13 protein-coding genes are annotated in these 13,163 nt (G+C 69.0%); 10 read left to right on the forward strand and 3 right to left on the reverse strand.

Features of this window, described 5'->3' with window-relative positions; all coding sequences use genetic code 11:
* Positions 1–255 precede the first annotated feature (255 nt).
* From surE to ASD69_RS01180, 4 genes are read left to right on the forward strand one after another with little or no spacing between them, the layout of a single operon-like run.
* Positions 256–1,035: a 5'/3'-nucleotidase SurE gene (surE, locus tag ASD69_RS01165; RefSeq protein ID WP_056172858.1), complete on the forward strand. Its 780-nt coding sequence runs from the start codon at positions 256–258 to the stop codon at positions 1,033–1,035.
* On the forward strand, positions 1,032–1,712 hold the full coding sequence (locus ASD69_RS01170; protein WP_056172861.1) for a protein-L-isoaspartate(D-aspartate) O-methyltransferase: 681 nt from the start codon (positions 1,032–1,034) through the stop codon (positions 1,710–1,712). Before surE ends, ASD69_RS01170 begins: the two co-directional genes overlap by 4 nt.
* 25 nt (positions 1,713–1,737) lie before the next feature.
* The gene (locus ASD69_RS01175) at positions 1,738–2,355 is read left to right on the forward strand and encodes a YqaA family protein (RefSeq protein ID WP_056172864.1); all 618 of its coding nucleotides are present in this window, start codon (positions 1,738–1,740) and stop codon (positions 2,353–2,355) included.
* An 8-nt stretch (positions 2,356–2,363) separates the two neighbouring features.
* Complete coding sequence (locus ASD69_RS01180) at positions 2,364–3,221, forward strand: peptidoglycan DD-metalloendopeptidase family protein (protein ID WP_056176385.1); 858 nt, start codon at positions 2,364–2,366, stop codon at positions 3,219–3,221.
* Between the two features lie 352 nt (positions 3,222–3,573).
* On the opposite strand, the gene ASD69_RS01185 is transcribed toward ASD69_RS01180, so the two are convergent.
* The 3 genes from ASD69_RS01185 to yhbY all read right to left on the reverse strand — a co-directional run bounded on the left by ASD69_RS01185 (position 3,574) and on the right by yhbY (position 5,040).
* The gene (locus tag ASD69_RS01185) at positions 3,574–4,212 is read right to left on the reverse strand and encodes a D-Ala-D-Ala carboxypeptidase family metallohydrolase (RefSeq protein WP_056172867.1); all 639 of its coding nucleotides are present in this window, start codon (positions 4,210–4,212) and stop codon (positions 3,574–3,576) included.
* A complete protein-coding gene (locus ASD69_RS01190) occupies positions 4,209–4,583 on the reverse strand; it encodes an MTH938/NDUFAF3 family protein (RefSeq protein WP_056172870.1) in 375 nt (124 codons plus the stop codon). The genes ASD69_RS01185 and ASD69_RS01190 overlap by 4 nt, the downstream gene beginning before the upstream one ends.
* 151 nt (positions 4,584–4,734) lie before the next feature.
* Positions 4,735–5,040, reverse strand: a complete 306-nt coding sequence (yhbY, locus tag ASD69_RS01195) for a ribosome assembly RNA-binding protein YhbY (protein WP_056172873.1) — start codon at positions 5,038–5,040, stop codon at positions 4,735–4,737.
* Between the two features lie 69 nt (positions 5,041–5,109).
* On the opposite strand from yhbY, the gene rlmE reads away from it, so the two are divergent.
* The 6 genes from rlmE (at position 5,110) to hflX (ending at position 13,089) form a co-directional block, all read left to right on the forward strand.
* Positions 5,110–5,742 (forward strand): 23S rRNA (uridine(2552)-2'-O)-methyltransferase RlmE, encoded by a 633-nt coding sequence (rlmE, locus tag ASD69_RS01200; protein ID WP_056172877.1) that lies wholly within the window; start codon positions 5,110–5,112, stop codon positions 5,740–5,742.
* Between the two features lie 97 nt (positions 5,743–5,839).
* Entirely contained in the window at positions 5,840–7,735 is a 1,896-nt protein-coding gene (ftsH, locus tag ASD69_RS01205; RefSeq protein WP_056172880.1) for an ATP-dependent zinc metalloprotease FtsH, read from the forward strand.
* Between the two features lie 482 nt (positions 7,736–8,217).
* Positions 8,218–9,117, forward strand: a complete 900-nt coding sequence (gene folP / locus ASD69_RS01210) for a dihydropteroate synthase (protein ID WP_056172882.1) — start codon at positions 8,218–8,220, stop codon at positions 9,115–9,117.
* Between the two features lie 1,155 nt (positions 9,118–10,272).
* The gene (gene miaA / locus ASD69_RS01215) at positions 10,273–11,262 is read left to right on the forward strand and encodes a tRNA (adenosine(37)-N6)-dimethylallyltransferase MiaA (protein ID WP_056172888.1); all 990 of its coding nucleotides are present in this window, start codon (positions 10,273–10,275) and stop codon (positions 11,260–11,262) included.
* A gap of 144 nt (positions 11,263–11,406) precedes the next feature.
* Positions 11,407–11,685, forward strand: a complete 279-nt coding sequence (gene hfq / locus ASD69_RS01220; RefSeq protein ID WP_056172892.1) for an RNA chaperone Hfq — start codon at positions 11,407–11,409, stop codon at positions 11,683–11,685.
* A gap of 96 nt (positions 11,686–11,781) precedes the next feature.
* Positions 11,782–13,089 (forward strand): ribosome rescue GTPase HflX, encoded by a 1,308-nt coding sequence (gene hflX, locus ASD69_RS01225; RefSeq protein ID WP_056172896.1) that lies wholly within the window; start codon positions 11,782–11,784, stop codon positions 13,087–13,089.
* The last annotated feature ends 74 nt before the right edge of the window (positions 13,090–13,163 follow it).

Here is a 13,163-nt window from a genome sequence, read left to right on the forward strand (position 1 = left end):
CGCGGCCGCGAAATCACGGCCAGCACGCCGCTCCTAGCCCAAGGCAGGGGCCAAACCCAGCGCGATCTTTCCGATCCTGGCCGCAGCGATCGGGATCGTGGTCCCGCGCCGCGAGCGGTGCGGGAGCCGGTAACGCCCATCGGCTATCATGGGCCCGTGCGCCGTTCGCGCGCTCCCGAGGTTGCGAAGAACCTACGTTCCACGGACCTCGGTGCCCACCCCGTTTCGAAGCTGTGCGGTAACGCAAGGGAGTCCATGCGAGTTCTCGTGAGTAACGACGATGGCGTCGACGCCCCCGGCATCCGCGTCCTGGCGCAGACCCTGCGCGAGGCCGGCCATGAGGTGCTGGTGGTCGCCCCCGACCGCGACCGTTCCGGCGCGAGCAATTCGCTGACCCTGGATGCCCCGGTGCGCGTGCACCAGCTTGACGCCTCGACCTGGCGCGTGCACGGCACTCCGACCGACTGCGTCCACGTCGCGATCACCGGCATGCTCGAGGTCGAGCCCGACCTGGTGGTCTCCGGCATCAACAACACCGCCAACCTCGGCGACGACGTGATCTATTCGGGCACCGTCGCCGCGGCGATGGAAGGCCGCTTCCTGGGCCTGCCGGCGCTGGCGATGTCGCTGCAGACGGTGGACCACGACGGCAAGCATTACGAGACCGCCGCGCGCGCCGCGGTCGAGATCATCGCGCGCCTGCGCACCGATCCGCTGCCGGCCGACACCATCCTCAACGTCAACGTGCCCGACCTGCCCTGGGGCGAGATCGCCGGCTTCGAGGTCACCCGCCTGGGCAACCGTCACCGCGCCGAGGCCTGCATCCCGCAACGCGATCCGCGCGGGCGCCAGTGGTGGTGGATCGGCGCTGCCGGCCCCGAACAGGACGCCGGCCCCGGCACCGATTTCCATGCGCTGCGCCGCGGCTGCATTTCGATCACCCCGATCCACGTCGACCTGACCCGTTACCAGGCGTTGGATCAGGTCGCCAGCTGGGTCGGCGGGCTCGCCGCCGAGCTGGAGCAGGGCGCATGAACGTGCGCATGCGTCTGCAACCCGAGGCGATCGGCACCGGCATGACCTCGCAGCGCGTGCGCGACCGCCTGGTCGAGCGCCTGCGCGACAACGGCATCGGCGACGAGCGCGTGCTCAATGCGATCCGCACCGTGCCGCGCCATCTGTTCGTCGACGAGGCCCTCGCCACGCGCGCCTACGAAGACACCGCGCTGCCGATCGGCCACGGCCAGACCATCTCGCAGCCGTGGGTGGTGGCCAAGATGACCGAGGCCCTGCTCGCCGACGGCATGCCGGGCAAGGTGCTGGAGATCGGCACCGGTTCGGGCTACCAGGCCGCGATCCTGGCCGCGCTGGGTCTGGACGTGCACACCGTCGAGCGCATCGGCGAGCTGCTGCGCACCGCGCGCAAGCGCTTCCGCCAGCTCGGCTTGAACGTGCGCAGCAAACACGACGACGGCCGCATCGGCTGGCCCGAGAACGGCCCCTTCGACGCCATCATCGTCACCGCCGCCGCGCCGGCCCTGGTCGATGCGCTGACCGCGCAGCTGGCGCCGGGCGGCACCCTGATCGCGCCGGTCGGCGGCTCCTCGTCGCAGTCGCTGCTCAAGCTGCGCAAGGACGCCGACGGCAACGTCAGCCAAACCACGCTCGCGCCGGTGGTGTTCGTGCCGCTGCTGTCGGGCATGATCGATTGAACGCCGCGCGCCACAGGGATACTGAGTGAAGATTTTCGGTCCGCTCTACGAGCGCACGCTGGCCTGGGCCGCTCACCGTCATGCACCGGCCTATCTCACCGGTTTGAGCTTCGTCGAAGCGATCATCTTCCCGGTGATGCCCGAGGTGATGCTGGCGCCGATGTGCGTGGCCCAGCCCAAGCGCGCGTTCTGGTTTGCGACCTTGAGCCTGATCGGCTCGATGGCCGGCGCCCTGGTCGGCTACGCGCTGGGCCATTACGCGTTCGAGGCCCTGAAGCCGATGTTCGCGGCCCTGGGCATGCTGGACAACATCGAGGCGGGCATCGCCACGGTCCAGGCCAAGATGGTCGAATCGCCGTGGGCGGTGTTCACCTTCCTGGTGATCGGCGGCTTCATGCCGATTCCGATGAAGGTGTTCACCTGGGCGTCGGGCATCGTCGGCGTTCCCATGCTGCAATACGTGCTGAGCATGCTGATCGGTCGCGGCAAGCGGGTGTTCCTGCTGGCGCTGGTGATCCGGATCGGCGGGCCGCGCGCCGAGGCTGCGCTGCGTCGCTATATCGAGCCCTTGGGCTGGATCGCGACCGCGGTGGTGGTGGCCGGCATCGGCTGGCTGTGGTGGCACGCCCAATCTGGAGCATGAAAGCGCGCATGACTAACAACGGACTGTCGCTCATCGACACCATCCCCGCCGGCTCGGCCAAGACCGGCCGCGCTCTGGTCGTGGTCGCCGCGGCGCTTGTGCTGGCGGCTTGTTCGAGCACGGTGGTCCGCGAACCCTCACGCGGCGGCCGGGCCCCGGTGCGCGTGTCCACGCCCAAATACGGCGCCAGCGCGGTGGTCCAGCGCGGCGACACCATGTACGGCATCGCGTTCCGCAACGGCATCGACGCGCGCGATCTGGCTGCATGGAACGGCATCAGCGCGCCGTACACGATTTATCCGGGGCAGCGCCTGAAGCTGTATCCGGGCAGCGGCAACGCCACCGCCTCGCGTCCGCCGGTGTCGCGTCCGGTGCCGGCGCGCCCGGGCGGCACGACGCCGGTCACCGGCACGCCGAGCGCGCCGACGGTGCGTCCGCCGGTAGCGACGGCGCCCTCGCGTCCGCCGCCGGCGCCGACCGCGCCGGTCAGCAGCGGCATCGACTGGCGTTGGCCCGCCGACGGTCAGCTGCTGAGCCGCTACGTCGCCGGCGAACCGACCAAGCAGGGCATCGACATCGCCGGCAGCAGCGGCGCGCCGGTGCGCGCGGCCAGCGACGGCGTCGTGGTGTATTCGGGTTCGGGCCTGGTCGGCTACGGCGAACTGATCATCATCAAGCACAACGATGCCTGGTTGTCGGCCTACGGCCACAACCGCAACCGCATGGTCAACGAAGGCCAGTTGGTGAAGTCGGGACAGCAGATCGCCGAAATGGGCCGCAGCGGCGCCGCGCGCGACATGCTGCATTTCGAGGTCCGCTACAACGGCAAGCCGGTGGATCCGTTGTTGTATCTGCCGAAGAAGTGATCGGGCGCCGACGGCACCACACCGCGATATCGAATTCTGCTTTGGGGTAGGAGCGGCGTGAGCCGTGACCTCGTTGTGGCCGAAGTTGTGCGATCGCGGCTTACGCCGCTCCCACAGAAAGCCGGCGGTTACGCCGCGACGGGTGGATCTTGCTTTGGGGTAGGAGCCGCGTGAGCCGCGACCTCGTCGTGGCCGAAGTTGCGCGATCGCGGCTTACGCCGCTCCCACAGGAAGCCGGCGGTTACGCCGCGACGGGCGGATCTTGCTTTGGGGTAGGAGCGGCGTGAGCCGCGACCTCGTCGTGGCCGAAGTTGCGCGGTCGCGGCTTGCGCCGCTCCTACGGGAGGCGGTGTTAGCCGCGGCGATGGGGTTTGCTTTCGCCAATGCGGGACGGCTTAGGCGGGGGCGCGCACAACGAACTACGCCGCGTGTAGTCGTAACCCCAGGTCCGATGACCGGCGGTGTCGATGTGGATGGCGTCGTCGGCGTAGAAGCCCAGGCCGAAGCGGCGCGCAGCGCCTTGCTGTCGCCAGTAGTCGCATAGGCGCCGTCGCTGCGCGGCATCGGCCTGGGTCAGATCGAAGTCCAAGGCTGCGTTCGTGGTGTGCTTGCTGCGCTCGGCGCCGCCTTCGCAGCGGTTGAAGGACGGCTCGCGGTAGGCCGAGGCGACGATCGCCGGGCCCAGCAAGCCCGCGCCGCGCAACTCGCGCACCAGCCGCAGGGTCGGCACCATGGCCGGCCACTGGGCCTGCGGCGGGACTGCGAACTCCTCGGCGCCACACCATCGCCAGCGTCGACCGCTGCGCAGCAATTGCTGCGGTGGGAGCGCCCGGTCGACGCCGTGTTGGCGCAAATAGGCGAAATAGGCGTCGCTGGCGGCGGCGTTCGTCTCGCGCCAGCGTTCGTAGCGTTCGGCCGGGTCGGGCGGCGCGCAGGCAGCCAGGGCGGCCGTCGCCAGCAGGGTCGCGAGCCGTGCGGCCCAGGGCCTCATGCGCCCAGCACGAACCCCGCGACCACGCGCCGGCCTTCGCCGGCGAGCACGTTGAAGGTGCGCGCGGCGGCGGCGTTGGTCATGGTTTCCAGGCCGACGCCGCGGCTGAGGCAGGCGGCCAGGGTGGCCGGCGGCGGGAAGGCCTGGGTGGCGCCCGCGCCCAGCACGATCAGTTCGGGGTCCAGCGCCAGCAGGGGCGCGAGGTCGTCCAGGCTGAGTTGACGCACGTCCTGGACCGCCCAACCCTCGATCAGGGTGTCGGGGGAGAGCACGAAGCTGGCTTCGAGCCGGCGCTCGTTGACCAGGGCGACCTGGCCGTCGGCGCCGCGCAGGAAGTAGGTGTGGTCCGGGTTTTCCAGCGTCAGTTGCATAGGGCTGGGATTCGGGATTGGAGATTCGGGATTCGTTTGAACGAGGGGCTTGGGGGCTTGAACGAGGGGCGGGCCGGCTAAGCGGGAGGTTGGGCCGTTCAGCTTTGCCGAATCCCCAATCCCGACTCCCTAATCCCGGCCGTTAAGCCGTTCAGGCCCGCGGCAACACGATCTGGCGCTTGTCCTTGCTCTGGCGGTAGTACACGGCGGTGTGGCCGATGCGCTGGACCAGGGCCGCGCCGGTGCGCTCGGCGAGCTCGGCGATCATGGCGTCGCGGACCTCGCGGTCGTCGGCGCCGACCTTGACCTTGATGAGCTCGTGGTGCTCCAGGGCCAGGTCGATCTCGGCCACCAGGGCGTCGGTGATGCCCTTGCCGCCGACCTGCAGCATCGCCTTCAGGTCATGCGCCTGGCCCCGCAGGAATCGAGTCTGGGAGGAGGTCAGGAGGGTGGGCATTCGGGCACGCAACGGGGTACGGAGGGGGCGTCAGGGTATCATGGCGGCCCACTAGCCCCGCCGGCCGCCATGGCAACCCGCAGTAAAAGCAGCCAACGCTGGCTCAAGGAACACTTCTCCGACCCCTTCGTGAAGAAGGCCAAGGCCGAAGGTTTGCGCTCGCGCGCGGCCTACAAGCTGGAGGAGCTGGTCGAGCGCGACCGCCTGCTCAAGCCGGGCATGGTCGTGGTGGACCTGGGCGCGGCCCCGGGCGGCTGGTCGCAGTGGGTCAGGCAGGCCTTGGGCCCCAAGGGCCGGGTCATCGCCCTGGACATTCTGGAGATGCCCAGCCTGGCCGGGGTCGAGTTCCTTCATGGCGATTTCAGGGAGGATGCGGTCCTATCCCAGCTGGAGGCCAGCCTGGGCGGACATACGGTGGACCTTGTGCTGTCGGACATGGCCCCCAATATGAGCGGTGTGGATGCGGTGGACCTGCCGCGAGCGATGCACCTGTCGGAGCTGGCGATGGATTTCGCCGACCGTCATCTGCGCGTGGACGGCGCGTTCCTGATCAAGCTGTTCCAGGGCGTGGGCTTCGACGACTACGTGCGCGAGCTGCGCCGTCGTTACGCCAAGGTCTCGATCCGCAAACCCGCGGCCTCGCGCAAGCGTTCGCCCGAGGTTTACGCCCTGGCACAGGGCAAGCGGGCACAAATTAAGTAAGGTGCGGGATTCGGGCCCAGGCCCGGTATTCCGATCTCACGGCGCACAGACGCGCCAGCGGCAACCAGGCCCCCCACGGGCAGCAGGCAGGAACTGAATGAACGACTTGGCCAAGAATCTGTTGCTCTGGGTGATCGTCGCCGTCGTATTGATGTTGGTGTTCCGCGCGTTCGGTCCGCCGGCCGGTGCCAGCGATGTGGTCGCGTACGACCAATTCGTGCAGCAGGTGCAGGGCGACCGGATCAAGAAGGTCAACATCTCCGACGACAAGACCACGATCAACGGCGAGCGCAAGGACGGGACCACGTTCACGACCTACTCGCCCGACGACAAGGAACTGGTCAACGATCTGATCAACCACAAGGTCGCCATCGAGCAGGCGCCGCCGCAGAGCGGTCCGTCGATCTTCCTGATCCTGATCAACGTGCTGCCCTGGCTGCTGTTCATCGGCATCTGGGTCTATTTCATGCGCCAGATGCAGCAAGGCGGCAGCAAGGGCGCGATGAGCTTCGGCCGTTCGCGCGCCAAGCTGCAGGGCGAGGACCAGGTCAAGGTGACCCTGGCCGACGTCGCCGGCTGCGACGAGGCCAAGGAGGAAGTCGGCGAGCTCGTCGAGTTCCTGCGCGATCCGTCCAAGTTCCAGAAGCTGGGCGGCAAGATTCCGCGCGGCGTGCTGATGGTCGGCCCGCCGGGTACCGGCAAGACCCTGCTGGCGCGCGCGATCGCCGGCGAGGCCAAGGTGCCGTTCTTCTCGATCTCCGGTTCGGACTTCGTCGAGATGTTCGTCGGCGTCGGCGCCAGCCGCGTGCGCGACATGTTCGAGCAGGCCAAGAAGCACGCCCCCTGCATCATCTTCATCGACGAGATCGACGCGGTCGGCCGCCATCGCGGCGCCGGCCTGGGCGGCGGTCACGACGAGCGCGAGCAGACCCTCAATCAGTTGCTGGTCGAGATGGACGGTTTCGAAGGCGGCGAAGGCGTGATCGTGATCGCCGCGACCAACCGCCCCGACGTGCTCGACCCGGCGCTGCTGCGTCCGGGCCGTTTCGACCGCCAGGTCGTGGTCGGCCTGCCCGACGTCAAGGGCCGCGAGCAGATCCTGCGCGTGCACATGCGCAAGCTGCCGCTGTCCGACGATGTGGTGCCGATGACGATCGCGCGCGGCACGCCGGGCTTCAGCGGCGCCGACCTGGCCAACCTGTGCAACGAGGCGGCGTTGTTCGCCGCGCGCGAGAACGGCAAGGAAGTGCGCATGGAGCACTTCGACCGCGCGCGCGACAAGATCATGATGGGCACCGAGAACCGCTCGATGGCCATGAGCGAGGAAGAGAAGAAGCTCACCGCCTACCACGAGGCCGGCCACGCGATCGTCGGCCGCCTGGTTCCCGATCACGACCCGGTCTACAAGGTCACCATCATCCCGCGCGGCCGCGCGCTGGGCGTGACCATGTACCTGCCGGAAGGCGACCGTTACAGCTACAACAAGATCAACATCGAAAGCCGCCTGTGCTCGCTGTACGGCGGGCGCGTGGCCGAGGAGCTGATCTTCGGCGCCGACATGGTCACCACCGGCGCGTCCAACGATATCGAGCGCGCCACCAAGATGGCCCGCAACATGGTCACCAAGTGGGGCCTGTCCGAGCTGGGCCCGATCACGTACGGCGAGGAAGAGGACGAAGTCTTCCTGGGCCGTTCGGTCACCCAGCACAAGAACGTGTCCGACGAGACCGCGCGCAAGATCGACGAGGTCGTGCGCGGCATCCTCGACAACGCCTACGCCCGCACCACCCAGATCCTGAAGGGCAACCTGGACAAGCTGGAAATGATGGCCGGCGCCCTGCTGCAGTACGAGACCATCGATGCGGGCCAGATCGACGAGATCATGGCCGGACGCGAACCGGGTCCGCCGGCGGACTGGGTCAAGTCGGGCAAGACCAGCAAGGACGACAAGGGCCGTCCGGGCGCGATCGGCGGTCCCGCCGCGCAGACCTGAATCAGGCTGGATTCGCTTACGAGAACGCCGGGCTAGCCCCGGCGTTTTTCGTTTGAGGCGGGAGGCGTCGGGTGGGAAGGTTCGTCGCGGCTTACGCCGCTCCCACAGAAAGCGAGCGGGTCCGTCGGGCGTGCAGGCCCTGCCGCGCGCGGGAGTACGGCCACGGGCTTCGCTGGATTCGCTTACGAGAGCGCCGGGCTAGCCCTGGGGTTTTTCTTTTGGGGCGGGAGGCGTCGGGTGGGAGGGTTCATCGCGGCTTACGCCGCTCCCACAGGAAGCAGCGGGTCCGTCGGGCGTGCAGGCTCTGCCGCGCGCGGGAGTACGGCCGCGGGTTTCCTGTGGGAGCGGCGTGAGCCGCGATCGCGACACGCGCTTGCCGACGACCGCTCGTGCGCCGGGTAACCCCCGCGCTCATCTCGGACGCATCCTCCACCCGTGCGCGGTAGCATGCCCGCTCGCCCCGACGCCGCACGAGACCGCCCATGTTCGACCTCGCCCCGATCCTGGATTGCAACGGCCGCGCCCTCAAGCTGGACCGGCCGCGCGTGATGGGCATCGTCAATGTCACCCCCGATTCGTTCTCCGACGGCGGCGCGCACGACAGCGCGGAGGCCGCGGTCGCGCATGGGCTGCGCCTGGCGGAGGAGGGCGCCGACGTGCTCGACATCGGCGGAGAGTCCACCCGACCGGGCGCCGACGAGGTGCCGGTGGAGGAAGAGCTGCGCCGGGTGATTCCGGTGATCGAGCGCTTGGCGCGGGACACGCCGCTGCCGATCAGCATCGACACCTCCAAGCCCGAGGTCATGCGCGCCGCGGTCGCGGCCGGCGCCGGCCTGATCAACGACGTGTACGCGCTGCGCCGCGAGGGCGCGCTCGATACCGCGGCCGCGCTGGGCGTGCCGGTGATACTGATGCATATGCAGGGCGAGCCGCGCAGCATGCAGGCCGCGCCAGAGTACGACGACGTCGTCGCGGAAGTGCATCGCTTCCTGGCCGAGCGCATCTTCGCCGCCGAGATGGCGGGCATCGCCAAGAAAAAGATCGTGGTCGATCCAGGCTTCGGTTTCGGCAAGACCCTGGCACACAACCTGACCCTGCTGGCGCAACTGGAACGCTACGCCGAACTCGGCGTGCCGGTGCTGGCCGGCCTGTCGCGCAAGAAGAGCATAGGCGAGCTCACCGGTCGCGAATCGGCGCGCGAGCGCGTGCACGGCTCGGTCGCAGCGCACCTGATCGCGGCCCAGCGCGGCGCGCGCCTGCTGCGCGTGCACGATGTCGCCGCGACGGTGGACGCGCTCAAGGTGTGGGAGGCGGTGGCGGCACAGGCGATGCCGCGCCGCGCCGCGGCGCCGTCGATGCCGAAGTGGCCGGACGACGAATAGGTCGCAGACGTGCCGGCGTTGGCCGGCGCACGCATTCGATCGTGGCATGGCGCGCACGATTGCGCGGGCATGCCGCATCTGGCGTCTGCGCGCGGCGATGCGATGGCCTTGTGCTTCATGGCGCAACGTGGGCAAGACGCGCGATTTTTTTATGCGCGCATCCGAGCGGGCTGCGCATTCCCTTCTCCCGCAGGCGGGAGTAGGTGCCCGCAGGGCGGATGAGGGCGCGCGGCCAAGCGCGAACGACGTTCTCTGTCGTAGCCCCTCACCCCAATCCCTCTCCCGCACGCGGGAGAGGGGCTCCGCGAGGCGCTCGTTTCGCGTCGCATTGCACCTTGGTGCGCGAACGCCGCGCTTCGGCGTCCGCCGTTCGCAGCGATGGCGAATTTGTCGCCAAACTTGCTGCGCCCCTTGCGCTGCCTGGCTTGCGCGCGGTTCATCATGCAACTGTCCGCAGGCTTGTCCACAGGCGATGTGGATAGTCGCGCGCGATGCGCGTGCAAGCGCATCGGAATCGGAAATTCAAGCTTGACGCGATCGCCAATCTGGGCATGCGCACGCGTTCGTTCGGGATGCCGAAAAGCCGGAATCTGTCAAACAATTTCGCTGGCTAATTTTTAGCCAAATTCCTTGCGGGCCTTGCTGCGCCTGGCTCTGCGCGGGCTTCGCGCGAGACTGTCCGCAGGCTTGTCCACAGGCCGTGTGGATTAGTCGCGACGCCCGCTTCGTATTGCGTTGCAGCACGCAATGGCGGCGATTGCGTATTGACGAATCCGATCGCATTCGTTCCGCATCCGCGGTTCGCGCGGCGACCGTCGGGCATGCGTCTTCGCGCAGGCAAGTCAAGCGATTTCGCTGGTCATTTTTTCGACAGACCTCTTGCGCTCCTTGCTGCGCCTGGCTCTCAGCTATGTCGTCCCAATACTGTCCGCAGGTTTGTCCACAGGCTTTGTGGATAGCGCGCAGGCACTGGCGAAAATTTGATCGAACTGCGCGCGGGCCTTGCTGCGCCTGCGCCGCAGCGGCTTATCAACAGGCTTGCCCCAGCGCTTGCCCACAAGCTTTGTGGAAACCGCTGGGTGGCGCGCGCTTCCGCGAGGTGCGCGGCTGTGCGAGTCTGCGCGCTCGCCTCCGTACCGGAACCGCCGCCTCCGCATGTCCGCCGACCCGCGCCCGCTCGCGATCGCCCTGATGGGCCCGACCGCCTCGGGCAAGACCGCGCTCGCGCTGGACTGGGCGCAGCGCTACGGCGGCGAGATCGTCAGCGTCGACTCGGCCCTGGTCTACCGCGGGCTGGACATCGGCTCGGCCAAGCCCAGCTTGGAGGAGCAGGCGCGGGTGCCGCACCATCTGATCGACCTGCGCCAGCCCTGGCAGCCGTACTCGGCGGCCGAGTTCGCCGTCGACGCCCGGCGCGCGCTGGACCAGATCGCCGCGCGCGGGCGCCTGCCGATCCTGGCCGGCGGCACCGGCTTGTACTTCCACGCCCTGTTGCAGGGGCTGGCGCCGATGCCGGAGGCCGACCCCGGTGTGCGCGCCCAGCTCGAAGCCGAGGCTGGTCAACGCGGCTGGGCGGCCCTGCACGCGGAGTTGACCGCGCTGGACCCGGAGGCGGCCGCGCGCATCCACGCCACCGACGCCCAGCGCATCCAGCGCGCGCTCGAGGTCTACCGCTTGTCCGGCCGCCGCATCAGCGACTGGCGGCGCGAGGCCGCCGGCGCGCCGCGCCTGCCGTACCGGGTGCTCAAGCTGGTGCTGGCGCCGACCGATCGCGCCGTCCTGCACGCGCGCATCGCGCAGCGCTTCGACGCCATGCTGGCCGGCGGCTTCCTCGACGAGGTCCGGGCTTTGCGCGGCTTGCCGGAATTGCAGGCGCATCCGCGGCCGTTGGACTTGCCGGCCTTGCGCGCGGTCGGCTACCGCCAGGCCTGGGAATTCCTGGACGGCGAGGGCGGCGCGCAGGCCTTGGCCGAGTTCCGCGACCGCGGCATCTACGCCACCCGCCAGCTCGCCAAGCGCCAATTGACCTGGCTGCGCGGGCAGTTGGATGCCCGCTGGTTCGACCCGGCCGCCGACGCCCAGGCCTTGGAACGGGCCGCCGCGCTATTCATCGGCGGATCCCGGCACGCCCATCGCAAAGCCTGAGTTCGAGCCGTATCCGCAACGGCCACTTGCGTTACCATCGGCCGGTCACCGCTGTGGGGACAGCTACCGGCGACGCGGTCCGACAGGATGTCCAGGGCCGTCTTTGGCACCGAACCTTATAACTAGAAAGCTGGGGAACTACTGATGTCCAAGGGGCAATCCTTACAGGATCCTTTCCTGAATGCGCTGCGGCGCGAACGCGTACCGGTCTCGGTCTACCTGGTCAACGGCATCAAGCTGCAGGGCACGATCGAATCCTTCGACCAGTTCGTGGTCCTGCTGCGCAATACCGTGAGCCAGATGGTCTATAAGCACGCGATTTCGACCGTGGTGCCCGCGCGCAACGTCCGCGTCGGTCCCGGCGGCGGCTACGTGCAGTCCAGCGAAGGCGGCGGCGCCGAGGGCGACGACGAGAACGAGTGAGTGCGGGCTAGGGGCCGACAGGGATGAGACGATGGCGGGGCCGTGGCGTCCCGCCGCGCTTGCATTCCCGGTTTTCCTCCCCATCTTGCTGACTCGATGTTCGAACGCTCACGAAAAGGCGAACACGCCTTACTGATCCAGCCCCACGCCGGCGGTCCGCCGGACGAGGGCTTGCTGGAAGAATTCGCCGATCTGGCCAAGTCGGCCGGCGCCACCGTGGCCGCCGTGCTGACCGCGCGCATCGACCGCCCCAACGCGGCGATGCTGATCGGCAGCGGCAAGCTGGCCGAGGTCAAGGCCGCGGCCGACGCCACCGGCGCCGACCTGATCCTGGTCAACCATCCGCTGTCGCCCGGCCAGGAACGCAACCTGGAACGCGCGCTCGAGCGGCGCGTGGTCGACCGCACCGGCCTGATCCTGGACATCTTCTCGCAGCGCGCGCAGAGCGCCGAGGGCAAGCTGCAGGTCGAACTGGCCCAGCTCAAGCACATGGCCACGCGCCTGGTGCGCGGCTGGACCCACCTGGAGCGCCAGCGCGGCGGCTCGATCGGCCTGCGCGGCCCCGGCGAAACCCAGCTGGAAACCGACCGCCGCCTGCTGCAGAAGCGTCTGGAGCAGTTGCAGAAGCGCCTGGACAAGGTCGAGGTGCAGCGCACTCAGATGCGCCGTGCGCGCATGCGCAGCGAACTGCCGCGCGTGGCCCTGGTGGGCTACACCAATGCCGGCAAATCGACCCTGTTCAACGCCATGACCGGCGCCGAGGCCTACGCCGCCGACCAGCTGTTCGCGACCTTGGATCCGACCGTGCGCCGGATCGATCTGTCCGGCGGCGCGGCGGTGCTGGCCGACACGGTCGGCTTCGTGCGCGATCTGCCGCACGATCTGGTGGCCGCGTTCCGCTCGACCCTGTCGGAGGCGCGCGAGGCCGACCTGCTGATCCACGTGATCGACGCCGCCGACCCGCTGCGCGACGAGCGCATCGCCCAGGTCGACGCGGTGCTGCAGGAGATCGGCGCCGGCGACTTGCCGCAGCTGCTGGTGTTCAACAAGATCGACCGCCTGGACGGCGCTCAGCCGCGCATCGACCGTCCGGGCGAGGGCCATACCCGGGTCTGGCTGTCGGCGCGCGATGGCCGGGGGCTGGACCTGCTGCGCACCGCGCTGGCCGAGGCCCTGGAGCTGCGCCATGTCGCCGGCGCGCTGCGGGTGCCGTCGCAGGGCGCGCGCCTGCGCGCCCGCCTGCACGAGCTGGGCGCGGTCCGCGCCGAGCGCGCCGACGAGCACGGCTGGGAGCTGGAGGTCGATCTGGCCATCGCCGACGCCCAGCGCCTGTTCGCCCAGCCGCACGGCGAACCGCTGCGGTCTTTGCTGGAATCGGTGGCTGTACCGGACGACCTTGCTTGAGACGGCCAGGGCCCCCACCTAGAATCAACCGACCCGTCAGCTGAACACGGGTGCAGTTCCCTCTTTGGAGCAGG

Origin of the sequence: Lysobacter sp. Root604 (genome assembly GCF_001427505.1) — a bacterium.
Classification (GTDB): Bacteria; Pseudomonadota; Gammaproteobacteria; order Xanthomonadales; family Xanthomonadaceae; genus Lysobacter.

Coding starts and splice junctions, on each gene's coding strand:
- ASD69_RS01190 (WP_056172870.1), bottom strand. CDS start 4,583: ATGCAACTGACGCTGGAAAACCCGGACCACACCTACTTCCTGCGCGGC.
- hflX (WP_056172896.1), top strand. CDS start 11,782: ATGTTCGAACGCTCACGAAAAGGCGAACACGCCTTACTGATCCAGCCC.
- ASD69_RS01180 (WP_056176385.1), top strand. CDS start 2,364: ATGACTAACAACGGACTGTCGCTCATCGACACCATCCCCGCCGGCTCG.
- ftsH (WP_056172880.1), top strand. CDS start 5,840: ATGAACGACTTGGCCAAGAATCTGTTGCTCTGGGTGATCGTCGCCGTC.
- miaA (WP_056172888.1), top strand. CDS start 10,273: ATGTCCGCCGACCCGCGCCCGCTCGCGATCGCCCTGATGGGCCCGACC.
- ASD69_RS01185 (WP_056172867.1), bottom strand. CDS start 4,212: ATGAGGCCCTGGGCCGCACGGCTCGCGACCCTGCTGGCGACGGCCGCC.
- surE (WP_056172858.1), top strand. CDS start 256: ATGCGAGTTCTCGTGAGTAACGACGATGGCGTCGACGCCCCCGGCATC.
- hfq (WP_056172892.1), top strand. CDS start 11,407: ATGTCCAAGGGGCAATCCTTACAGGATCCTTTCCTGAATGCGCTGCGG.
- folP (WP_056172882.1), top strand. CDS start 8,218: ATGTTCGACCTCGCCCCGATCCTGGATTGCAACGGCCGCGCCCTCAAG.
- yhbY (WP_056172873.1), bottom strand. CDS start 5,040: ATGCCCACCCTCCTGACCTCCTCCCAGACTCGATTCCTGCGGGGCCAG.
- rlmE (WP_056172877.1), top strand. CDS start 5,110: ATGGCAACCCGCAGTAAAAGCAGCCAACGCTGGCTCAAGGAACACTTC.
- ASD69_RS01170 (WP_056172861.1), top strand. CDS start 1,032: ATGAACGTGCGCATGCGTCTGCAACCCGAGGCGATCGGCACCGGCATG.